Origin of the sequence: uncultured Acetatifactor sp., assembly GCF_948601915.1 — a bacterium.
In the GTDB taxonomy this organism is placed as follows: domain Bacteria; phylum Bacillota; class Clostridia; order Lachnospirales; family Lachnospiraceae; genus Acetatifactor.
Genome location: NZ_CAPDXS010000087.1, coordinates 1 through 22,350, shown reverse-complemented (window position 1 = coordinate 22,350; position 22,350 = coordinate 1). Strand labels below are relative to the sequence as shown.

Genomic DNA, 22,350 nt, shown 5'->3' with positions numbered 1-22,350 from the left:
AAAGCTGTTCTTTCTTTCTGCCCTGAATATGATACTTCACTTAGGTATTATATCACAGGGGGCTGGATTATGTAAGACATAAAAACTGGTTTCCCTTTTGAGCGATTATGACCACATGGAATTGACAACATACATGTTCTTGATATAATGGAAATAGAACACTATATTTCATGAAATCTCAGATAGAACAAAGGATGGCATATGGTTTTATGATTTAGATTTGGTGGAGTATGCGGAATATAGCCAGAGTTTGGTGATTGAGTGGAGGGATATATGGCAGTCAATGAAAAAATGTATAATGAGCTTTATCGTTGCAGACAGGATATAAAAAAGATTATAAAGGCAAAAACCGGCAAGACGCCATTGGTGTGCAGCGATGATGCGCTGTGGGCGATAGCAGATTTATGTCCCAAAAAACTCAGCGATTTTGAAAGTGTGCCAGGAATCGGACAAACGTTCATTAAAAGCTATGGACAATTCTTTATTACACGTATTCGGAATTATGAAGAGACAGAGATGGAGAAAACGGTTGATTTGGATCCTTCTGTCATGGATACGTTAAAAGAATTAGAGAAGAATCTGGTCAGCATCAATAAAAGAAATAGGCTTCTTTATATGGCAAGAATAGCGAGTAAGTATGCGTTTGATTTGTTTGATACAGGGGAAGATTCTGTAAAAAAATTGTTGTTCGGAAAAAGCTCTTTTGTCACCATATGCAATACGATTCAGGACGCTGATGATGCGGTACAGACGGAAGAAGCGAAGTACAAGAAACTTACACAGCTTCTGCGGGAAGTCAATAAAAATTTGCGCGAAAAAGGGCAAAATGATTTGTATATTGGATATCCGTTTGTAATTGGGCGTCTTGCGGGAGAAGATTTTGATGTCCGTGCACCATTGGCTTTGTTTCCAGTGATTGCGGACAGGACATCAACGATGATTCGTGTGAGGGTAGACGAAGCGAGGGATGTCATTTATAATAATGCATTAATCCTTGCACATTATAAATATAATAATATTTCAAAGCCCTTGCCGACAGATACCATTGAAAGCTATTCCGAAAAGACATTTATTGATTCCGTGCTTTCTTTCTATGCCGAGAATGACATTAAGATTCAATGTGGCAATCAGGCTTTGCGCGGTTTTACGGAATATAAGGCAGATGAATTTCCTAAGTACCGCTCTGGTGAACTCAGATTGGAGCCATGTGCTGTGTTAGGGAAGTTTCCGATGTGTTCCAGCTCAATTCAAAAGGATTTTGATGATATTTTAAAGGGAAATAAGATCAATGTTCTGATGAATAAGCTGCTATTAAATGCAGATGAACATGACTTTGACTTAGATACATATGGTGGAGAGATGCCCATTCAGGTCGATGGAAAGGATCTTGTGGTATCGGAGCATGATATGTTCTACATCAACGAACTGAACAGCGCTCAGGAAAATGTGCTGACAGCCATGAATAAGCTGGACGAGCTTGTCGTTCAAGGACCTCCGGGAACCGGAAAGTCCCAGACGATTGTCAGTCTGATTGCAGAGTTTGTCGGTAAAGGGAAGACAGTCCTGATGGTTTCAGAGAAAAAGACGGCTCTGGATGTAGTGTATTCAAGGTTGGGCAACCTGTCCCAGTATGCTCTCATGATTGGTGATGTGGGAAATAAAGATGACTTTTATCGGCAGCTATCACGAATGGTGGATGTAGGGGATGCTGCGGAGGATAGAGAGATTGATATTGACGGAATATCGGATGATATTGATATAAAAATCAAAAAGCTGGAGCGCATTGCAAATAAGTTGTATGCTCCAAATGAATTCGGGATAGAACCTTACAAATTATATAATAAAATTAGGAGACACGATTCATCAGATGAAACCCATTTTGCAAAGATTGGAGCCATAAAGCGAAAAAGAGACAGAGGACTTCTTGAGCTAAAATATGAGCAGATTGAAAAAATATTTCACAGATTTTCTGACGTAGAGCAGTTGCGGGATTTTGACCGATACTTCACAATGGACCATTCCTGCGCATGGATGAAATATATTCATGAAAACATGAGTGAATATGAGATTTCATCTTTGAAAGAGTCTTTAAATGGTATACTTGACTGGCAGGCAAAGAGCTTTTTTCCAGAATCTTCACAAAAAATAATGTAAATGATGAAGTGAAGAAAGTCATTGAGCAGTATTTTGTTGGGATGAACAAAGATCAGTTGCTTGCTCAGGCTAAGGAGATTGTTGCGGGGCTGGACGATTACGAAGAGTATCAAAGATTGAAGTATAAATATAATGAACTGGATGAAAATGAGAGGAATTATTTCAGGACTCTGTGGGAGGTGCGAGGTGAACTGGGCGGAAGTTTGAAGGAAAACAATTCGGAACTATTTGACGAACTGTTGGATGAGCACAGAGTCCGGTTCGAAAAAGAAAACGCGAATGTATTGCATGATGTTGATGGCTTTGAGTCCGTTATTAGCTTTTTGGAACAGAACATTGTTGAGAAAAAGGATCTGACGCGTAAAAAGCTGGAGAGTATTTTAAAAGACGGAATGCATAGTATGAAGATATCCAAACAGCATAAGGAAATCCTGCGTGTACTGGACAGCAAGCGGAAATGGAGCGTCAATAAATTTATTAGTAAATTCTCTTACGAACTATTTAAAAGTGTTAAAATCTGGCTGTTGACACCGGAAGTGGTTTCTGAAATTATTCCATTGGAGACAGGGATTTTTGATTTGGTAGTTTTTGATGAGGCTTCCCAAATGTATGTGGAAAAGGGGATACCATCTATTTACCGGGCGAAAAAGGTAGTAGTTGCCGGCGACCATAAGCAGCTTCGACCGAGCAGTTTAGGCGAAGGGAGAAATGGCATTGATTATGATGATTTGCCGGAAGATGCGGAAGTGAATGCGGCTATTGAAGAGGAAAGCCTTCTTGATTTGGCCAGATTCAGATATCAGGATGTGCTATTGAATTTCCATTATCGCTCTAAATACGAAGAGCTGATTGCTTTTTCCAACTATGCATATTATAAAGGGCGGCTTTATGTTTCTCCAAATGCAAACCCACCTGAACTTCCTCCGATTCAGGTACATAAAATGGAAGAGGCAATGTGGGTGGACCAATCTAATCGGGAAGAGGCAAAATATATTGTGGGTATGCTAAAGCAGTTCTTTCAGGAGAGGACAGAGGGGGAGACAATTGGCATTATTACTTTCAACAGTAAACAACGTGATTTGATTGAGGATCTAATCGAGGAAGAATGCGGAGAAGATTTGGAGTTTGCCGCCTCATATAAAGCGGAACTTGCACGTCATAAGGATGGAGAAGATATTGGACTTTTCATTAAAAATATCGAAAATGTGCAGGGAGATGAAAGAGATGTGATTATTTTCTCAATCGGCTACGCAAGGAATGAGAATGGGCGTCTGGTTCGACGGTTTGGATGGCTGAACCATAAGGGAGGAGAAAACCGTTTAAATGTAGCAATCAGCCGGGCCAGAAAAAAGATACACATAGTCACATCATTTCAGCCGACAGAGCTGCAGGTTGAAGATGCGAAAAATGAAGGCCCGCGTCTACTGAAAAAGTATCTTGAGTATGCATTTGCGGTCAGTGAAGGGGATAAAGACAGCGCAAAGCAGATTCTTTTGTCCTTTGGAGATGAGAGCAATCCTGGGCAGAATATATCTTTTGACAGTGACTTTGAAAATCAGGTATATGATGCTTTGACTGAAAAAGGATATCAAGTCGATACACAGGTGGGCATTGGTGGTTACCGCATTGACCTTGCAATCAAGAGAGACGGGAAATATATCCTTGGAATTGAATGTGATGGAAGATTATATCACAGCTCTAAATCAGCCAGAGAAAGGGATTATCATCGCCAGAAATATCTTGAGTCGAGAGGGTGGAGGATTCACCGCATATGGAGTCCAAACTGGTGGAAGCACCCGGAACAGGAAATAGAAAAGATATGTAATGTGGTTGATTCATTGGCATGAACGGACTGAAAGACACTGCAGATACACCTACATATGGCCTTACAGGCCAGGAAAGGCAGGGGCGGATATGAGGACGGTACTGGGACTGGACCGGCTGGAGGAATTCGAAGGGATCTTCAGGGGGAAGCGCATCGGGCTGATTACGAATTATTCCGGGGTGGATTCCCTCTGGAGGGTGAACGTGGACCTGTTCATGGACAGGGGCCTGCGGATCGGGAAGCTGTTCACGCCGGAGCACGGCATGTTCGGGGAGGGCGCGGGGAAAGAGGTGGGAAACGATGTCTACCCCGGATATCAGATTCCCATCCGCTCCCTGTACGGGAACCATCTGCGGCCGGAGGCCGAGGAACTGGCGGACATCGACATCCTTGTGTATGATATCCAGGATGTAGGGCTGCGGTATTACACATATATCTACACAATGACCTACTGCATGGAGGCCGCGGCCAGGGCAGGCATCCCCTTCGTGGTGCTGGACCGCCCGAATCCTCTGGGGAACCGGATCGTCAGCGGCGGGACCATCCTGCCGGAATTCGCCTCCTTCATCGGGGACTACGGGCTGCCGGTACGCTACGGCCTGACCTGCGGGGAGGTGGGACATTATTTTCTGGCGCACAGGGGCCTGAAGCTGGACTACCGGGTGATTCCCATGGAAAACTACACCAGGGACACGTATTTTAGCGATACCGGGCTGCTCTGGAACATCCCCTCCCCGGCCCTGGTGGATTTCCACAGCACCATCTGCTACTGCGGCGGCTGCTTCCTGGAGGGCTCCTCCCTAAGCGCCGGAAGGGGCAGCTCAAAGCCCTTCCAGATGTACGGCGCGCCCTATGTGAAGATGGAAGAGCTGTACCGGGAGATGAAGGCCGCGGTAAAGGAAGACAAGGTAATCTTCAGACAGCGGGCCTTTGTGCCGGTGGAGCGGGAGTACGCCGGGGAGGTCTGTTTCGGCCTGGAGTTCGCGCCCCTGGACAAGACCCTGGACTTCATCCCCACGGCGCTCCAGCTCATGCGCCAGGTGGTGCGGCTCTACCCGGAGCAGTTCACCTTAAGTGACCAGGGCCAGGGGAACAAGCATCTCCACTATCTGGCCGGAGGCAGGCGGATAGACGATTACCTCTATGGAATCCTTTCTCTGGAGGAGCTGCTGGAGGAATGGAGGGGCCAGAGCGCGCGGTTCGAGAAGGAGACGGAGGCCTTCCGCATCTATGGTTGACGGGCTTGCGCCTACAGGCGGAATCAAGGGCCGCGGACAGGGCAGGACGGCGGAACAGATGCCCCGGCGAAACGCCGTCGGCGACCTCAAATAAAGAAAAAAGGAGCATATCAGCTATGGCTACATTTTCGCTGAAAGTAATCGACAGAAACGACAGCACCATCTGCGTCAGCAGCGGAGAGGACTTCGTAGACCTGGTGTGCATGCGGGCCTATGAGGAGGGGGACAGGATTGTCCTGGAGACCTCAGACAAGAACGCTTATGTAAACTGGCAGGTGGACGATGCACTGGGGGCCGCCTTTGTGTACATTACGGACAATGTGTCTTATGAGATTCCCTTCGGGGAGAAGCGCGTCAGCCTGTCGCCCAAGGTGTTCTCCGGCAGCCGCCACTACCTCTACGTCCAGGCCGCCAGGCCAGACGAGATAGAGGCCTATCGGAACCTGGCCCTGAACCCGGCGGACCAACATCGGGACGTGCCCTGCTTCCCCCATGCCACAGCCAATGTGGAGACCAGGGGGGAGTCCGTGTTCGCCGCCAAGAACGCCATAGACGGAGTGCGCGCCAATCTGTCCCACGGGGCCTGGCCCTATCAGTCCTGGGGCATCAACAGGCAGGACGACGCCGCCATGCGGGTGGATTTCGGCAGACGGATCCGCACGGACAAGGTGGTGCTCTACACCCGGGCCGATTTTCCCCATGACAACTGGTGGACACAGGTGACATTGAAATTCTCCGATGGCAGCAGCCAGGACTTCCCTCTGGAGAAATCCGTCGCAGGCCATGTACTCACCTTCCCGGAGAAGGAGACCGACTGGATAGAGCTGTCCAATCTGATAAAGGCGGACGACCCCTCGCCCTTCCCGGCCCTGACCCAGATGGAAGTATACGGATGGAATGTGCTATGAAGAAGATACTGTTTGGAACCGGAAACCCGGCTAAGCTGAATGCCATGCGCCGCAGGCTGTCGGAGCTGGACATTGAGGTGCTGGGGCTGGCCGACATGGACAGGGAAGCGCCAAGCCCTTCTGAGGACGGGAGCACCCCGCTGGAGAACGCCAGGCAGAAGGCCTTGTGCTACTATGATTTCTATCAGATACCGGTGTTCTCCTGCGATTCGGGGCTGTATTTCGAAGACCTGCCACAGGAGCTCCAGCCGGGCATCCATGTGCGGACTGTGGGCGGGAAGTGCCTGACGGATCAGGAGATGCTGGCGTATTACGGCGGGCTGGCGGAAAAGTACGGGAATCTCCGGGCGAGATACCGCAATGCGGTATGCCTGGTGATGGACAGGGAGCATATCTACGAGGCCATGGACGACAGCACCGCCAGCGAGGTGTTCCTGATCACCGCCGTGCCCTATGCGGGGGTGCGGCAGAAAGGGTTCCCGCTGGACAGCCTGTCCGTGAGCCTGGGCACCGGGAAGTATTTCTACGAGATGGACAGGGAGCGGACAGACCATTTGGCCGTGGAGGACGGGGTGCTGAACTTCTTCCGGGGATTGGAGCTGTAAGCGGCCTGCGCAGTGGGTGGCATTGGCGGCACCCCTGACAGCCTATGGCAGGAATCCCTCGAAGATGGGCATGACCCCCTGCTGTTCCAGGCGCTCCAGTATCTCCTTGCTGCGGATTGTCCAGCCCACCTCATGGACGCCGTAGAGCCGTTTCATCAGCCGCAGGCTGGGACAGGAGCGGTCGATGTAATTGTAGGCGATGAAGTCCGGCCGGGTGGCGAAGGAGGTCAGCAGCAGGGTCAGCACGGCCCGCACAGGCCATGTAAGGGTCCCGGCATCATTGGTGCGCAGGAAATTTTCCGACAGCTGTCCCCGGATGACATTGGGATAATGCTTCTTCAGATGCAGCAGCACCGCCGGGTGGAAGGACTCGATGCAATAAGTGCCCTCCCAGTCCCGCAGGAGCGCCATCACCGCATCGGTGAGGGCAGAGGCATTGCCGTGCTCCACCTTCAGCTCGATGACCAGGGGAGTCTTTTTTTCGAACAATGCCAGGACCTCCGGAAGCAGGGGGATGGACTCGCCGCTGCCCAGCAGAGGATAGTCCTTCAGGTCCTCCGCCCGCAGGTTCTCGATGACTGCGCTCCTGCCGCAGACCCGGCTCAAGTCGCTGTCGTGGACCACCGCCAGATGGCCGTCTGCCATGAGATGGACGTCCAGCTCCGCCCCGAAGCCGCTCTCCACGGCGCGTCGGAAGGCCGTCATGGAATTCTCGGGGATATTCTGCTTCATGTCGTGGAGCCCCCGGTGGGCATATCTGGCGTCCGCCAGCCTGTCCCAGCCGAAGTGCCCCCGTCTGGGCAGCAGCATCAGGCACCAGAGTATGACTACAATGAATGCCGCCAACAGTATCCTGCATATGATTATCATTGGAACACACCTTTCTTTCTGGTATTGCAAATAAAAATTCTGTTGTCGGCTCCGGGCCTTCCCGGCAGCCTGACGGGATGCATCAGTCATCCATGTCCTCGAAAGCCGCCAGCCCCTTTTTGGCTTCAGCCTTGCTGTCCCCGTGGCGCACGAAGCACATGGTGAGGAAGCTGAGCATCACGAAGAAGGCGGCATAGGGGAAGAGGATCTGGTAGCTGATGCTTTTCATCAAAGAGCCCGCCACCACCGGCGTGATCACCTGGGCCAGCATGGAGGCGGTGTAATAATATCCCGTGAACTTGCCCACGTCCCCGCCCCGGCACATCTCCACCACCATGGGCAGGGAGTTCACGTTGATGGCCGCCCAGGCCAGCCCCACCAAAGCGAAGGCCGCATACATGACGGCATTGATGGAGGAGAACAGGGTGGTCAGGAAGAACCCCGCCAGGAAGCAGGCGGCCAGCAGGATGATGCCGGCGTGGATGGTCTTCTTCCGGCCGAACTTCGAGGCCAGGATACCGATGGGGATATAGGAGACGATTGCCCCTGCGGTGGCCACCAGGAGGCAGGTGGAGGCGCCGCCCAGCCCCTCGCCCATGACCTGGGACACATAGGTGGTGAACCAGGTGGTGACGCCGTTGTAGCCGATGAACCACAGGGCGATGGAGGCCAGCAGGAAGCAGAGGCTGCGCTTCACCGGCCCGGGAAGGGTCTCGCTGCCGTGCCCGTCGTCCTGGGCCAGGTTCCACTCGGGATGGCGCCGCTCCAGGTCCTGGTTCTCCGCGGCCAGGGCTGGCTCCCTGATCGTGAGCAGGAGCACGATGACCGCCGCAGCCATAATCGCGGAGACGATGACGAACAGGGGCCGGTAGTCCACATGGGCAAGCTGGGATACCTTCGCCGTGGGGTAGAGCACAGCCGCCACCCCCAGATACAGGATGCCGCCCACGGCCCCCATCAGGTTGATGATGGCGTTGGCCTTGCTGCGCAGGGGCTTTGCGGTCACGTCTGGCATCAGGGCCACGGCGGGGGAGCGGTAGGTCCCCATGGCCACCAGCAGCAGCCCCAGCACGATGACGAAGGCCACAAGCTTGAAGGGAGCGGCCGCCTGGGAGTAGCTGTTGTCCAGCGCGGGCAGCAGGTTCATCAGGATCACCGCCGCCGCGGTGCCTGCGATGATGTATGGCGTGCGGCGGCCCAGCCGGGAGCTGGTCCGATCCGACAGCCCGCCGAAGAAGGGCAGCAGGAACAGGGCCAGTATATTGTCCGCGGCCATGATGATTCCCGTCAGGGACTCGTCCATGCCGAAGGTCTCCCGCAGGATCAGGGGCACCACGCTATCGTACATCTGCCAGAAGGAGCAGATGGACAGGAAGGCCAGGCCTACCAGGACGGTTCGCTTGTTGTTCAGCTTCAACTCACTCATTTGGATTCCTCGTTTTTCTCGTTGGATGTGATGGCGCAATGCCTTTGCTATCACGTTGCTGTAGACGGTGTCATTTTATCATAGGAAGGGATTCTTTGCAAGGGATGGAGCGGATAAATGCTATACCGATAAATGCTGTACCAGATGCTATGCCATGAGTATTTTTGGAAAGGATGAGGAGGAAACGATGGAGAACAGGAAAATACAGGAAAATGATGTAGATGCGCTGATTGTCCTGCTGGACGGCCGTACCCAGGCAGGGGACAGCCGGATAAAGCTGGACATAGTGGAGGGACAGGGAGAGGTAGTGGCTCGCCAGTACCACCATGGCCGTTGCGATGTGGGAAGCCCTTGGGCCTGCGGTACGGCCTTTGACGTGCTGGAGGATTGAAGCACAGGGCCGCACCGGGAAGCGGAACCCCGGTGCGGTTCTGGCCTTTCAGGTCAGGGAAAGCCTGTGGAAGGTAATGAAATTACTGTCATGGAAATTATGGGGGCGGTTCCAGGCCGTGCGGCTTAAAATCAGGATGTCATCGCCGTCAAAGCAGATAGAGGGATACTGGAATCCGATTTCCTTTATATCATATTCCGAGCGGTTTATCACATCTGCCTCCCTTTTCCAGTGGACGAAATCCCGGGAGGAATACAGGGCCAGCACAGTTCTTCCGGGGAAGGGGTTCCCGCAGGCGTAGTATACGCCGCTTGTATGCCTTTCGATGTCGAATTTGGTATGGCCCAGTGGGAAGTCCACGATGCGCTGCGCTGTCATGGGGGCTTCCGGATCCTCCGGGGCCGCTTCCAGCAGGAGGGCCTTGTCTTTTTCATAGCGGAGGAAGTCCACCACCTTTCCGTCCGGAAGCTCTACGGCATTTCCTTCGATTCCGCCCGGCGTTCCGGATAGGTCCGCATGGAACGCCACGTCCGGATGGACGAATTCTGTGAGGCTCCAGTTGGCGGCCACCATTGGGTCGGCGCCTTCCTCTATGGACAGCAGAGAGGCATAGAACTGCCGGTTATGCCAGGAGCCATACTCCGTCCCCGTCCACAATCTGCCGTGGCTGTGCAGCACGCACATGGGCGCCCGGTGGTTTCCGTCCTCCGCGGAGGAAGAAGATCCGCGCAGGATGACGGTGGGGGTGCCCCAGCTTCTGCCCAAATCCTCGGAGCACCCAATCAGCAGATCGCCGTATTCCCTGGAGACGCCGAGCATAAAGAGCTTTTCCTGATGCCAGAACAGCTTCCCCCAGAAACAGGGGAAAATGTCCGTGACATAGTGCCAGTGGCCGCCGCCGTCATCAGAGCCGAACAGGAGCTGCAGGTTCTGAGGGGCGTTTCCACGGAACACATCCATGGAGGCCAGAAGCGAGCCGCCCGGAAGCCGTATGATGGAGGGGGAGCAGAGATACTGTCCCGAGAAGCCATACACGGTGTCCTCAGGGTGCAGGTAGTTTACGATTGTCCCCACGCACTCTCCTGTCCGTATCAGGCGGACGGGGCTCTGTCTGCCCTTGTAATCCACCACATATAGTTCATATTCCCTGTCTGCCTGTAGGTTCTCGATTCGATAAAAGTGGGTATCCGTCTGCACCTGAGTGAAGGAATCCTGCCCGCGCAGGGAATAGCAGAGGGTGAAGGAATCCCCCTCGCCCAGCCATTCTGCCTCGCAGTCGGTTTCCCGCGGCGCCAGGCGGCAGATGAAGGGATTGCCCCGTTCAGAATATCTGTTTGCCGGAAGATATGGCCTGTAATTCCAGTTGCTGTTGCCTTTCATGATTATGTCCTTTCCGCCAGTCTTTGGCTATAGTGCCGGCTTAGTCTGTAGAGCTGTTCCAGAATGAGCTTGTCGTAGGTTTCCAGTTCCCGGCCGCAGGAGCGGCTGATCGCTGTCATCGGAATGCCCTCATACTGGCTCAGATAGTGCTTTGCGGTGACCGGATAGGGCAGGGCCTCCGTAAACGCTGCCATGGACAGGATATCCTCCAGCAGGTCCGCCTCCTCCGCAAGTAACTGATAGTGCTGGTGGAGCCATACATAGAGTTCCGGATGGAAATTCGCCATGATTCCACAGTAGCCGCTGTAGCCATGCTGCAGGGAGGCCAGGAAGGTCTGCGCATTGGCGTTGAAGAGCTTCAAGGTGCTGCCCTTCAGGAGGACAGCCCTTTTCTCAAGCAGGCCGGGATCGCAGCAGGTATCCTTGAAGAAATAGAACCTGCCGGTATCCCTTATAGTCTGCAGCATCTCATCGTCCAGCAGCCTTTTGTAGGGAGTCGGGCATTCATAAACGCCCAGCTTTATGTCGGAAGGCAGTCTGCACAGCAGCTTTTCCAAATCCCTGATCCAGGCCCCTGTTCCTGTATTCGGAATGTCCATCCGGTTGGAGATCAGGATGACGGCATCGGCGCCTGCCTCATGTATCGTCATCAGTTCCTCGGCCTGGGCTTCTATGGACTCGGAGACATGTCCGGAGGCGACGATCGTCATGGATGCCCCTTCCTCCTGCCTTGAAGCCTCATCCTTTACGACCTCTACCATTTTTTTCCGTTCTTCCATAGAAAGATAAAACACTTCGCTTGACTGGCAGGCTGCGAAAATCCCCTGGCAGCCCTTCCTGCCATACCACCGTACAAGCTTCCTGAGAGCTTCTTCATCCAATCGGCCATCGCTGGCATAAGGCGCTATCATCGTAGGATAGATGCCGTCTCTGATATGTCGCTGCATAATTGTCCCCCTTTGGCGTGCTGTCCTGCCGCCCTAATTTGCGTTGAAGGCATCCAATGCCTCCTGGAGAATGGAAATGTATTCCTCCAGCCCCAGCTTGTTCAGCTGTTCTATATAAGCGTCCCAGCCAGCGTCCATGCCGCCGTTGAGCATCCAGGTGGAGTAAGTGGTGAGCACATAATCACCGATGTCCGTGCTCAGCTCAGCCAGCCTGTCGACCTGCTCCGTGCTGAACATGACATTGGGATACAGGTTTTCGGTGGGAATCGTATATTTGCTGTACTGGTCTTTGATGGCATTGTCCCGCTGGGCCTGGGCAGAGCCTTCGGCATAGGTGAAGGTATCGAACATTTCCTTGGCCAACAGGAAGGGGACCCTGTTCATGGGAGCGCTGTCCTTGCCCTGGGCATCCGCCTCATAAGGGAGCATCATGACGCTGCCGTCCTCGTTCTTGGTGAGATAGGTGTCCCCGAACATGCCGTACATGGCCTGTATGGACCAGTCGGGATCGGCAATCAGCTCTGCAAGGCGCATGGCAGCTTCCGGATGCTCACAGTTTTTGTAAATCGTAAAGTGATTGCGCTGTACATGATTGGTCTGGCTCCGGATCATGGGCTGGCTTCCGTTCCCGGAATCCAGAGGCCCCATTGCCACGATGGACGTATTGGTGGCATCCGGGTTCTGATAGCTGTGATAGGAGCCTACCACCGCGGGGGTGCTGCGGGTCTTGGTGATATAGGTATCCCAGTCGTCCGTCAGGCACTCTCCGGGAATCAGCCCTTCCTCGAACAGCTTGCGGATAAAGGCCAGAGGCTCTTTGATGGCTTCATTGGCATAATTGAATTCCACCTTTCCGCTGTCGTCCACTGTGACCATATAGCGCTCGTTGGCCACCCGCACGCCGTATGAATTGATGATATCCAATGCGCCGCCCACATTGTTGAGGATTCCATAGGTATAATAGGGAATCACGTCCTGGGGGATGCTCCCGGTTCCGGCATTCTCCTTGAAGGCCTTCAGTACCTCGTAAAATTCATCCGTGGTAGTGGGCACCTGGAGGTTCAGCTCGTCCAGCCAGGTCTTCTGAATCAGCCACTGGTCGCGCAGTCCGCCGTTGGAGGGCTCGTCCCGGACGATGGGAAGGCTGTAGATGTGCCCATCGCTCATGGTGACCACCTTTCTGGCATAGTCGTCCTTCTCCAGATAAGCCTTCCAGGTCGGCGCGTAGCTGTCGATCAGCTCGTCCAGCGCATAGATGTCCCCACCCATGGCAGCATCCAGAATCTGCTTGTCCGACCCGACATTGAAGGAGATATCGGGATAATCACGGCTCGTGAACATCAGGTTCTTGTCCTCGTTGCTGTTGTAGACGCGGAAATCCAATGTAATGCCGCTGACCTCCTGAATCTGTTTGATCCAGTCCAGACTTGCCCACTCGCCCTGAAAAGACGAGCTGGAAGCGCTCACGCCTACCGTGAGCGTGATGGGTTCTGCCGCAATCGGAAGGCCTTCCGGATTGGTCTTGTTGACTACGCCTTCCGCTGCTTCTGAGGGAGTGGAGGACTCTGCAGCGGAGCTGCTCTCCGACTCCTTCGCGGCGCCCGGCTCCTGGGTGGACGGTTCGCCGCCGCAGCCCGTGAGCATGAGTGCGAGGGACAGAGGGATTGCCAGAAGGTTTGCTGCTCTTTTGGTGTTTTTTGTTTTCATAAGTTGCCTCCTTTTTTGTTTGTTTTATATGTCAGCCTTTGATAGCGCCTACCATAACACCTTTGACGAAATATTTCTGTATGAACGGATAGAGGATCAGCACAGGAGCGCTGGCGATTACGATGACGCCGTATTTCATGCTCTGCAGATTCAGCAGCTGCGCCATTCCGGAATCGCTGGTCTCCGCCGAGAGCTGGGTGGTGAGCAGGAGATTGCGGAGCACCAGCTGCAGTGGGTATCTGCTCTCTTCCCGTAGGTAGATCATGGCGTTGTAGTATCCGTTCCAGTGCCCTACCGCAAAGAACAGGATCATGACGGCCAGAATCGCCTTGGATAGGGGAAGGGCGATGCGGAAGTAGAAATTCAGCTCGCTGCTTCCGTCTATCCTGGCCGCATCCAGGATCTCCTCCGGGATATTGTTCTCAAAAAAAGTCCGGCAGATTACGAAATTCCAGACATTCACCCCTCCCATCAGTACGATGATCGTGAAAGTGTTCACCAGATGAAGCGCATTCATCAATAGGTAGGTTGGCACCAGGCCGCCATTGATGAACATGGGGAGGAGGAAATACAGGTTGATGCCGCGCCGGAATGGCAGCGTCCTTCTGGAAAGCGCATAGCCCGCGGACACGGTCAGCGTCAGGTTGATGAAGGTGCCCACCAGGGTATACAGGATGGTATTGCCATAGCCCGTCCATATCTCGTTCTTGGTGAACATCATCTCATAGCCGGCCAGCGTGATTCCCCTTGGATACAGCCAGACCTTTCCGCCGGATACCATCCCGGGATTGCTGAAGGATGCTATCAGGATGAAGTATAGCGGGTACAGGCAGACCGCCAGAAAGAGGATTGCCAAAAGTGTGTTGCATATGAGAAAAATCTTGTCTTCCTTACATTTTCTTTTCATTGACTAGTCCTTCCTGACATCAGATGATGCTCGTGTCGCTCAGCTTTTTCGAAATGACGTTTACAGTCAGCAGCAGAATTAGATTGACGATGGAGTTGAACAGGTTGATGGCCGTGGAGTAGCTGTACTGCTGGTTCAGCAGGCCGATTTTATACACGTAGGTGGCGATGATCTCACTGGTCTCCAGGTTCAGCGAATTCTGCATCAGGTATGCCTTTTCGAAGCCGATGCTCATGATTTTTCCGGTATTCATGATGAACAGCGTGACGATGGTGGGCTTGAGGGAAGGGAGGTCGATAAAGCGGATTCTCTGTGTGATGGTAGCTCCGTCTACGATAGCGGCCTCATGCAGGGACTCGTCCACTCCAGCCAGGCTCGCGAAGTAGATGATGCTGTCCCAGCCGCACATCTGCCATATGCCGCTCCACACATACAGATGGCGGAAGGCGCCCGCCTCTCCCATGAACAGGAGCCTGTCCAGACCCAGTGCGTCCCGCACATTGTTCACCAGCCCCGTGCTCTGGGCAAAGAAAATGTTCAGCATGCTCACCATGACGACCGTGGAGATGAAGTGGGGCGCATAGGTGACGTTCTGCACGGCCTTCTTGAACCTGGTGGAAGGGATATAGTTCAGGCACAATGCCAGGATGATTGGGAAGGGAAAGCTTGCCAACAGGGAATAGAACGCCAGGATGACGGTGTTCGGAAGCACCTGCCCGAATTTGTTGGAGTTGAAGAATCGGGCAAAGTTCTGCAATCCCACAAAGGGGCTCTTCAGGTATCCCAGGTACGGCTTGTAGTCTTCGAACGCGATGATCAGTCCATACAGCGGCGCATAGTTGAAAATGAGCAGATAGAGCATGGGCGGAGCAAGCAGGAGATAGAGTTGCCAGTGCTGTTTCAGACGGATCCGCAATTTCCTTTTTGAATAAATAATCTTTTCTTTCATAGAACCTCCTTGTCGAATCTGCGCTATATAATTCCGGTTTATTGAATGTACATGTGTGATGTATACAAATATATTGTGATAGGATTTCTATTTATAGTAAAAATCATACACTGCGAGCGGCATAAATAAAATAGCCTTGTCAGACATATAGATATCATCTTGGGTTAGCATTTTATCATTTTTGTTTGCCTTGAAGAATATGGAGGATTGCTTTCCCGCATCTATTATGGTAGAATAAGTTAAGGATTTTTACTTATTGCGCAGATGCAACAATTGATATTTTCTAGGTCGGGGAGGATATATGTCAGGCTTCAAAACGGATGAATTTCCCGAAAAAGAATACAAAGGGTCTCTACAGTCAGACTTTGTCAATATATCAGTGGTATGGCTGCGGATTACGGGCGACTGTGCCCATGATTCAAAATGGAACATGAAGCGGCATCACCACTCCTTCTATGAGCTGCATGTGGCCCTGGAGGGTTTTGTAAGGATGGAGGTGGACGGACATGAGACCCGCCTGGAAAAAGGGAACTGTCTTCTGCTCCCCTCAAAGTGCCCCCATTCCTTTCTCGAGATTTCACCGGAGTACAAAGAATTCGTGGCAGGCTTCTATCTGGATTTTTCCGAGATTGGCTTCGATGGCAGATATATCAGGAACGCGATGAAGGATGTAGTGCCATGGAAGCCGATTGCCTCTAGCCAGCCGCTGCGGCAGTATATGGAGGACTGTATAAGGCAGATGCACAGCCAACCTTATCTCCCCACAGGCGTGGCGCTCAATATCTGCCTACTCCTGCTGGAGCTCTCCCGGCAGGTCATGCCGTCATCGGAGGGGCTGCAGGTGAACGAGGAATCCCTGGTTTCGGATATAAGGTACTATATTGCCTCTAATCTGTCCAAGGGCATTACCACAGAGACGGTCGCCGCATATGCGCATATCAGCGCAAGGCATCTAAATAGGATTCTGCAGACACAGGCTCAAAAAAGCGTCAACGATCTAATCATGGAAGAAAAAATGGCCTACATACGCAGGCTCTTAAAGACTACGGACATGACCCTGGAGCACATCGCGCAGCTCAGCGGCTTTACGAACGCGTATAACATGAGCAGGGCCTTTAAGAACCGGGAGGGCATGCCGCCGGGTGAGTACCGGAAATCCCTGCATAAAAAATGAGAGACATGCGATTTTCTGCTTGCCATTTCCGGCGTGCAATGCTATACTCATGTTGTACTTAAAAAATTCAGTTGAAGGAGGAGACTTGATATGAAGAAAAGCAGAAGGATGGTGGACCGAATCAACTGAACAGAGGGCATTTCGGATGCCGTTTTTTAAGTACCTTTATGCATAACTGTTGACGACAGGGCACACATATTGGTGTGCCTTTTTCGCGCGCGGAAAACGGGCGCGGCGGGCAGATTAAGGTCTGTCTGCCGCGCCTTTTATGTGCCGGGAAGGCCATGGCCGCGGGCGGGGGATTCCGGGAAAGGGTAAGGTGATGCGCTATGAGAGAAAAGAGAGACAGGATGACGGGAAAACAATATCAGGAAAACGAAATCAAGAAGACAACACTGTATAAAAGGAGACCAGAATTTGAAGAGATTAAAATATTATCTATTGAACATGAGGCCTGCCAGCGAGACCTATGAGGAAATCTACGAGGGCAGGATGTGCGAGAGCTTCATGGACAAAGACCCCATCGTGCACAACCATGCCCTGTACTGGGACGGGGAGATTGGCTATGAGATTGCCAAGAGCAACCGCCTGGAGCTGTCGAAGCCCACGGTGACGATTCACATCCCCATGCACCTGCTGAAGCTGGAGGAGGCGGAGGTTGGAGTGGCCGCGCTGGACTATATCTTCCGCGCGTTCCTGCCCTATGTGCGGGCCCTGAATGAGGGGAACGACAACCGCAAGCGCACGGCCAGGGAGAACGGGCATTATTTCATCTATGAGCCGGGCAGCGAGGTGCTGGCCCGGAACGTGGCGGCGGTGAACCTGATTCCCCAGAAATATTACCGGATCCTGAAGGGGGACACCATAGAAATCCTGGACAGGCTGGGGGACAATGGCGTAAAATCCTCCACGGCTGTGATGTGCATGATCGCGCCCATCGACGGGGCCATGGAGGTGCCTGCCTATAGCTGCGTCAGCATCATGCTCCAGGTGCAGCTCCCCCTGGGCAAGCACAAGAAGGCGGTGCAGATGCTGACCAGGGACTTGCCGGAGGCGGTGAACTGCTTCGTGAACGAATTCGACTGCGCCGGGCTACAGCGGGCCCTAGCCCTCCACGCCAAGCAACAGGAGATTCGTGCCTGGCTTAAGGACAGCGATTGCTGCGCCTTTGTGGCGGACGGCAGCATCCTGCCCAGGGAGAAGGGCAGCGGCGCTCCCATGCAGGGGGCGGTGCCTTTCCTGTCCACGCCGGAGGACGCGGTGGAGGTGGCCGGGGTCAGAGGCATGGCCTTCCGAAAAGGCGTCACGGTGATTACAGGCGGCGGATATTCCGGGAAGAGCACTCTGCTGGACGCTCTCAGCGCAGGCATCTACGACCATGTGGAGGGGGACGGCAGGGAGCTGGTGATAACGGATGCCACCGCCATGAAGATTTCCGCGGAGGACGGCAGGAGCATCCGCCATGTGAACCTGTCCCCTTTCATCAAATGGATTCCGGGAGGGGATCCGGCGGACTTTTCCACGGAGCATGCCTCCGGGTCCACCTCCCAGGCGGCGAACATCATGGAGGCCGTGGGATGGGGCGTGAAGCTCCTGATGATCGACGAGGACAAATCCGCCACCAATTTCATGATTCAGGATGCCGTCATGAAGACCCTGATTGAAAAGGAGCCCATCACGCCCTTCGTGGAGCGGGTGCGGGAGCTTGCAGGGAGGCTTGGCGTGTCCACCATACTGGTGATCGGCGGCAGCAGCGAGTACCTGCAGGCGGCGGACCGGATCTATATGATGAAGGACTACTGCATCGGCCAGGTGACGGAGGCGGCGAAGGCCCTGCAGCGCAGATGTGCTCCTGGGGCAGCTGATGGGAAGGACGGCGAAGGCCCTGGAGGGGATGGCCGGGGGACAGGGCCGGAACACCGGCAGATTCCCGCACCGGCGGATTTCAGCTTCCGGGATGAGATCGATGCCGCCCGCCTGAGCACCCGCCCGGAGGGCTCCGCCTCGGAGGTGCTGAAGGTATCCGACTTAGGCTTTCTGATCCTGGGGGAGGAGCAGATAGACATCCGCATGCTCCACGATATCGCCACCATCCCCCAGCTCAACGCCATCGCCTTCCTGGTGAGGAAGCTGATCAATCAGGTGAACCCCCTGGAGCGCTTCCGGAAGTTCTCCCTGGAGGGGCAGGCGGCCGAGGGGGCTGAAAACCGGCCCGGCGCAGCCCCGCCCCAGTGGATCTGCAGGGGGATCTGCAGGGAGCGGGAGGTGGAACGCCTGCTCGGGGAAATCGGGGAGGCAGGGCTGGAAACCGCCTATTCCCCCTTCTTCACAGAATGCTCCAGGTGGATGGACATGCCCAGGAAATATGAAATCCTGGCGGTGCTGAGCCGGATGCGGCTGCGGTGCTGACTGGAAAACTACTGCAATAGTATTGGCAGCCGTTTACTATCGTGATAGTATGAAATTATTTGACTCGGAACTGAAGGTGATGGCCGTGCTTTGGCGGGAGGGAGATTCCACGGCAAAGCGTATCTCGGATATCCTGAAGGAGGAGATCGGCTGGGACGTGAACACCACCTATACTGTGATCAAGAAATGCGTCAGGAAAGGGGCCATCCAGCGCAGCGAGCCGGGCTTTTTGTGCCATGCGCTGGTCTCCAAGGCCCAGGTGCAGGCCTCGGAGACGGACGAGCTGATAGACAGGATCTACGACGGGTCGGCGGATATGCTCTTCGTCTCCCTGCTGAGCCGAAAGGCCCTATCCGGGGAGCAGATCGAGAGGCTGAAGAGGATCGTGGAGGAGGGGAAATAGAGGATGGCTATGGGACTGATTCAAAGAAGCTTTTGCGGAGGCGTGCTGATACTGGTCATCATCGCGGACAGCTATACCTACGGGGACGATGCGGATGGTCTGCCCCTGGATCCGCCTTTGGACAGAGGGGCGGCGGAGGGCAGGAATGAAGAGCCCGCCGTGATTGACAGGGATGCATCCGGAGAGGACTCTGGGACGGAGGCGCATCCGGATCGGAAATACACGCTGCGCTATATGCAGGAGGGCATTCCCCAGGAGGAGCCCGCATACCTGTACCAGGGCCAGGGCTATGGTCTGCTGATTCCCGAATCAGGGTGGAAGTCCGGCGTGCCTGACGAATGGATGTGGGAATCCGACGGACAGGTGCGGTTCTGGGTGGCCGATTACAGCGGGAATACATGGGAAGAGGCCCGGGATATCCTGGAACAGGAGGGCTATGCCGGGACAGAGGCCGCGGATGTCCTGAGGAAAGAGGAAGACGGCACAGTCTTCTCTGTCCGGCTCAGCGGAAGCGGAAGCAAGGTCATGGGCATCCATTATGCTTATCCGGCGGTCTCGGAATATGAGGAGGGCTTTGGAATCATATTGCCCGTCATCGCCGCCAATTTCGCCATATGGCAGGAGGATAACCAGGACCTGTCGGCGGACGCCCAGGGCATGTCGGCGGACGTCCGGCAGATGGAGCAGCTGGCAACGGCTTTCTGGGAGGCCTATCTGGCAGGAGACGCGGCGGAGCTGGCGCAGTATCTGTCGGCGGATTACGGGGGAGGAGTGGAGACATTCCCGGACGGCCTGGATGGCCATGTGGCGGCGCAGGCACAGCTTTTGGCCGTAAAGGGGCTGGACGGTGCAGGGCCGCTGGATGAAGACAATGTCATAATCTCCATGGAGTTCCGCCCGGCAGCGGATGCGGATTATCTGGAGTACCTGACCATATCGGCGGTGAAGGAGGGGGAAGGCTGGAAGGTGGCCGGCTATGGCCTGGAGCTATAGGCCTGCCGGGGATGGAACAGGCTAAAAATTGTCTAAAAAAAGGTATAAAATAATGCATAGAATGGAAAACTTATATAATAGAATCATAAGAAATGATTCTATTATCCAAAATAAATATAATTGTATTTTTCCGAATATCATGGTATCATAGGAATGTGGTTATGTGGCAGGTACATTTTTATGAGGACAATGATATGAGAATAGAACGTGTGGATGAAAAGACGGTAAAGTGCTTCCTGTCCAATGAAGAACTGGAAGAGTATGAGATTGATTACAAAGATTTCGTCCTTCGCAGCGATAAAGCCAGGGAAGTGGTACAGGAGATTATAGAGCAGGCTGCGGAGGAGGTGGGCTACAAGCCTCCGAAATTCGCCTTTGATCTGCAGATCATGATGCTGCCGGATCAGGGCCTGATTCTGACCTTCTCCGACAGGGATCCGGAGATCAAGGAGAGCGACCAGTTCATCGAATGCCTGAAGGAGATGAAGCGGATCCTCCAGAGGACCAGGGAGAAGATAAGCGGAGAGGGGACCGTCCAGTCGGCGGAGAGCGGCCCTGGCCCGAATGCCGGGGAGGCGGAGGGAAAGCAGGCGGAAGGCAAACAGGCGCAGCAGGTGAGCCGCCCCAGCTTCGCTGTGTTCGCCTTTTCAGAGCTGGGCCGGATCATAGAGTTCGCCGCCATGCTGCCCTCGAACCTGCAGGTGGAGAGCAGCCTGTACCAGATGGATGGGCTCTATTTCCTGTATCTGCTCAAAGGGCGGGCCTCCTATGAGCGCTACAGCAGGGCCTGCATACAGGCGCTGGAATTCGCCAGCCTCTATGCGGCAGAACCCTCCCAGACAGTGCAGCTGGAGGAGCATGGGGAGTGCCTGATTGCGGAGAAGGCGCTGAAGAAGCTGAGGAAATGACGGTGCTGATACAGCGACAAGGATGAAATTAAAGTAAGAAAGTTCGCCTTACTTGCTTATAAGGCGAACTTTTTTATTGCTGCGAACATTTTATATCGAATGTTCAGTTTGCGCAAGTCCGTTTTTATTTTTGTCTATATCTCTGATTTCAATGACGTTATTTGACGCTCTCCGCCCATATTCCGCACAAAAATCACTGTTTTATGCGCTGAATCCGGAGATTCTGTAGGAGGCTTCTGTCTTGATGCACAGCAGAAGCGCGGACAGAGCTTTTGTAAGGAATGGGGAGGCTGTGGTAGCGCCCCATTTTGCCTTCGCGGTTCCGCGTCCTTTTTGCGTCAGAATTTCGGACGCTCTTGCCTTTTACGGCGGAATTATGTTACACTGGAAGACAGGAAACGAACCGAAGCGGGCCAGAAGGCTACAGGAGGTATGACATGCTGCTCATAAAGAACGGATATATGATAGACCCCAAATCCGGCCGGGAAGGAAAGCTGGACATCCTCACGGCGGGGGACAGAATCCTGCGGATCGGGGCGGGGCTGGAGGAGCCGGAGGAGGGCTGCCAGGTAATCGACGCGGAGGGGCTGCTGGCGGCTCCGGGCCTGGTGGATGTCCATGTCCATTTCCGCGATCCCGGCTTCCCCCAAAAGGAGGACATAATGACCGGGGCGGCAGCGGCGGCCGCCGGGGGCTTTACCACCGTAGTGATGATGGCTAACACCAGGCCCCCCATAGACAACGGGGAGACCCTTGGATACGTGCTGGAGAAGGGGCGTGGGACAGGCATCCATGTGCTCTCCTGCGCCAATGTGACCATGGGGATGCAGGGAAAGGAGCTCACGCCCATGGAGGAGCTGGCGCAGCTCGGCGCGGCGGGCTTCACGGACGACGGGATCCCGCTTCTGGACGGGGAGCTGGCGCGGAAGGCCATGGAGCGCGCAGCCGCCCTGGACATGCCCGTCAGCTTCCACGAGGAGGATCCGGCGCTGATAGACAATAACGGCATCAACAGAGGAAAAGCCAGCGCCTATTTCGGGATCGGCGGCTCTCCCAGGGGGGCGGAGATAGGCCTGGTGGAGCGGGACCTGGAGCTTGCCCTGGAGACGGGAACGCATATCAATATACAGCATATCAGCACGCGGGAAGCCGTAGA

General features: G+C 53.9%; 19 protein-coding genes. 12 read left to right on the top strand and 7 right to left on the bottom strand.

Annotated features, from left to right (window positions below; translation table 11 throughout):
* The first annotated feature begins 273 nt into the window (after nucleotides 1-273).
* The 5 genes from Q2B33_RS15110 to Q2B33_RS15090 all read left to right on the top strand — a co-directional run bounded on the left by Q2B33_RS15110 (nucleotide 274) and on the right by Q2B33_RS15090 (nucleotide 6,730).
* The gene (locus tag Q2B33_RS15110; RefSeq protein WP_300573837.1) at nucleotides 274-2,154 is read left to right on the top strand and encodes an AAA domain-containing protein; all 1,881 of its coding nucleotides are present in this window, start codon (nucleotides 274-276) and stop codon (nucleotides 2,152-2,154) included.
* Between the two features lie 41 nt (nucleotides 2,155-2,195).
* Nucleotides 2,196-4,001, top strand: a complete 1,806-nt coding sequence (locus tag Q2B33_RS15105) for an AAA domain-containing protein (protein ID WP_300792074.1) — start codon at nucleotides 2,196-2,198, stop codon at nucleotides 3,999-4,001.
* Nucleotides 4,002-4,068: 67 nt separating this feature from the next.
* On the top strand, nucleotides 4,069-5,217 hold the full coding sequence (locus Q2B33_RS15100; RefSeq protein WP_300573831.1) for a DUF1343 domain-containing protein: 1,149 nt from the start codon (nucleotides 4,069-4,071) through the stop codon (nucleotides 5,215-5,217).
* Nucleotides 5,218-5,333: 116 nt separating this feature from the next.
* Complete coding sequence (locus Q2B33_RS15095; RefSeq protein WP_296472850.1) at nucleotides 5,334-6,125, top strand: carbohydrate-binding protein; 792 nt, start codon at nucleotides 5,334-5,336, stop codon at nucleotides 6,123-6,125.
* On the top strand, nucleotides 6,122-6,730 hold the full coding sequence (locus Q2B33_RS15090) for a non-canonical purine NTP pyrophosphatase (RefSeq protein ID WP_300573827.1): 609 nt from the start codon (nucleotides 6,122-6,124) through the stop codon (nucleotides 6,728-6,730). The genes Q2B33_RS15095 and Q2B33_RS15090 overlap by 4 nt, the downstream gene beginning before the upstream one ends.
* Before the next feature lie 42 nt (nucleotides 6,731-6,772).
* Here Q2B33_RS15090 and Q2B33_RS15085 read toward each other — a convergent pair whose 3' ends face one another.
* Together Q2B33_RS15085 and Q2B33_RS15080 are read right to left on the bottom strand one after the other, a co-directional pair.
* A complete protein-coding gene (locus tag Q2B33_RS15085) occupies nucleotides 6,773-7,600 on the bottom strand; it encodes a glycerophosphodiester phosphodiesterase family protein (protein ID WP_300573824.1) in 828 nt (275 codons plus the stop codon).
* Nucleotides 7,601-7,682: 82 nt separating this feature from the next.
* Complete coding sequence (locus Q2B33_RS15080; RefSeq protein ID WP_330684969.1) at nucleotides 7,683-9,026, bottom strand: MFS transporter; 1,344 nt, start codon at nucleotides 9,024-9,026, stop codon at nucleotides 7,683-7,685.
* A 187-nt stretch (nucleotides 9,027-9,213) separates the two neighbouring features.
* Here Q2B33_RS15080 and Q2B33_RS15075 point away from each other — a divergent pair, with 187 nt between their 5' ends.
* Nucleotides 9,214-9,417, top strand: a complete 204-nt coding sequence (locus tag Q2B33_RS15075) for a hypothetical protein (RefSeq protein WP_300573821.1) — start codon at nucleotides 9,214-9,216, stop codon at nucleotides 9,415-9,417.
* 48 nt (nucleotides 9,418-9,465) lie between these two features.
* On the opposite strand, the gene Q2B33_RS15070 is transcribed toward Q2B33_RS15075, so the two are convergent.
* From Q2B33_RS15070 to Q2B33_RS15050, 5 genes are read right to left on the bottom strand one after another with little or no spacing between them, the layout of a single operon-like run.
* Nucleotides 9,466-10,797, bottom strand: coding sequence for a sialidase family protein (locus tag Q2B33_RS15070; RefSeq protein ID WP_300570409.1), 1,332 nt, complete (start codon nucleotides 10,795-10,797; stop codon nucleotides 9,466-9,468).
* A gap of 2 nt (nucleotides 10,798-10,799) precedes the next feature.
* Complete coding sequence (locus Q2B33_RS15065; protein ID WP_300570413.1) at nucleotides 10,800-11,744, bottom strand: dihydrodipicolinate synthase family protein; 945 nt, start codon at nucleotides 11,742-11,744, stop codon at nucleotides 10,800-10,802.
* Between the two features lie 33 nt (nucleotides 11,745-11,777).
* Complete coding sequence (locus tag Q2B33_RS15060; RefSeq protein WP_300570416.1) at nucleotides 11,778-13,451, bottom strand: extracellular solute-binding protein; 1,674 nt, start codon at nucleotides 13,449-13,451, stop codon at nucleotides 11,778-11,780.
* Nucleotides 13,452-13,482: 31 nt separating this feature from the next.
* Complete coding sequence (locus Q2B33_RS15055) at nucleotides 13,483-14,358, bottom strand: carbohydrate ABC transporter permease (RefSeq protein WP_300570419.1); 876 nt, start codon at nucleotides 14,356-14,358, stop codon at nucleotides 13,483-13,485.
* A 19-nt stretch (nucleotides 14,359-14,377) separates the two neighbouring features.
* A complete protein-coding gene (locus tag Q2B33_RS15050) occupies nucleotides 14,378-15,307 on the bottom strand; it encodes a sugar ABC transporter permease (RefSeq protein WP_300570422.1) in 930 nt (309 codons plus the stop codon).
* Nucleotides 15,308-15,608: 301 nt separating this feature from the next.
* Between Q2B33_RS15050 and Q2B33_RS15045 the strand changes: the two genes are divergently transcribed.
* From Q2B33_RS15045 to Q2B33_RS15020, 6 genes are all read left to right on the top strand, one after another.
* A complete protein-coding gene (locus tag Q2B33_RS15045) occupies nucleotides 15,609-16,481 on the top strand; it encodes an AraC family transcriptional regulator (protein ID WP_300570425.1) in 873 nt (290 codons plus the stop codon).
* 417 nt (nucleotides 16,482-16,898) lie between these two features.
* Entirely contained in the window at nucleotides 16,899-18,890 is a 1,992-nt protein-coding gene (locus Q2B33_RS15040) for a P-loop domain-containing protein (RefSeq protein ID WP_300570428.1), read from the top strand.
* 49 nt (nucleotides 18,891-18,939) lie between these two features.
* Complete coding sequence (locus Q2B33_RS15035; RefSeq protein WP_300570431.1) at nucleotides 18,940-19,293, top strand: BlaI/MecI/CopY family transcriptional regulator; 354 nt, start codon at nucleotides 18,940-18,942, stop codon at nucleotides 19,291-19,293.
* 9 nt (nucleotides 19,294-19,302) lie between these two features.
* Entirely contained in the window at nucleotides 19,303-20,286 is a 984-nt protein-coding gene (locus Q2B33_RS15030; RefSeq protein WP_300914090.1) for a hypothetical protein, read from the top strand.
* Nucleotides 20,287-20,480: 194 nt separating this feature from the next.
* The gene (locus tag Q2B33_RS15025; protein WP_300570437.1) at nucleotides 20,481-21,194 is read left to right on the top strand and encodes an adaptor protein MecA; all 714 of its coding nucleotides are present in this window, start codon (nucleotides 20,481-20,483) and stop codon (nucleotides 21,192-21,194) included.
* A gap of 437 nt (nucleotides 21,195-21,631) precedes the next feature.
* Nucleotides 21,632-22,350, top strand: a 719-nt coding sequence (locus Q2B33_RS15020) for an amidohydrolase family protein (RefSeq protein ID WP_330691386.1), incomplete at its 3' end; no start/stop codon positions are given.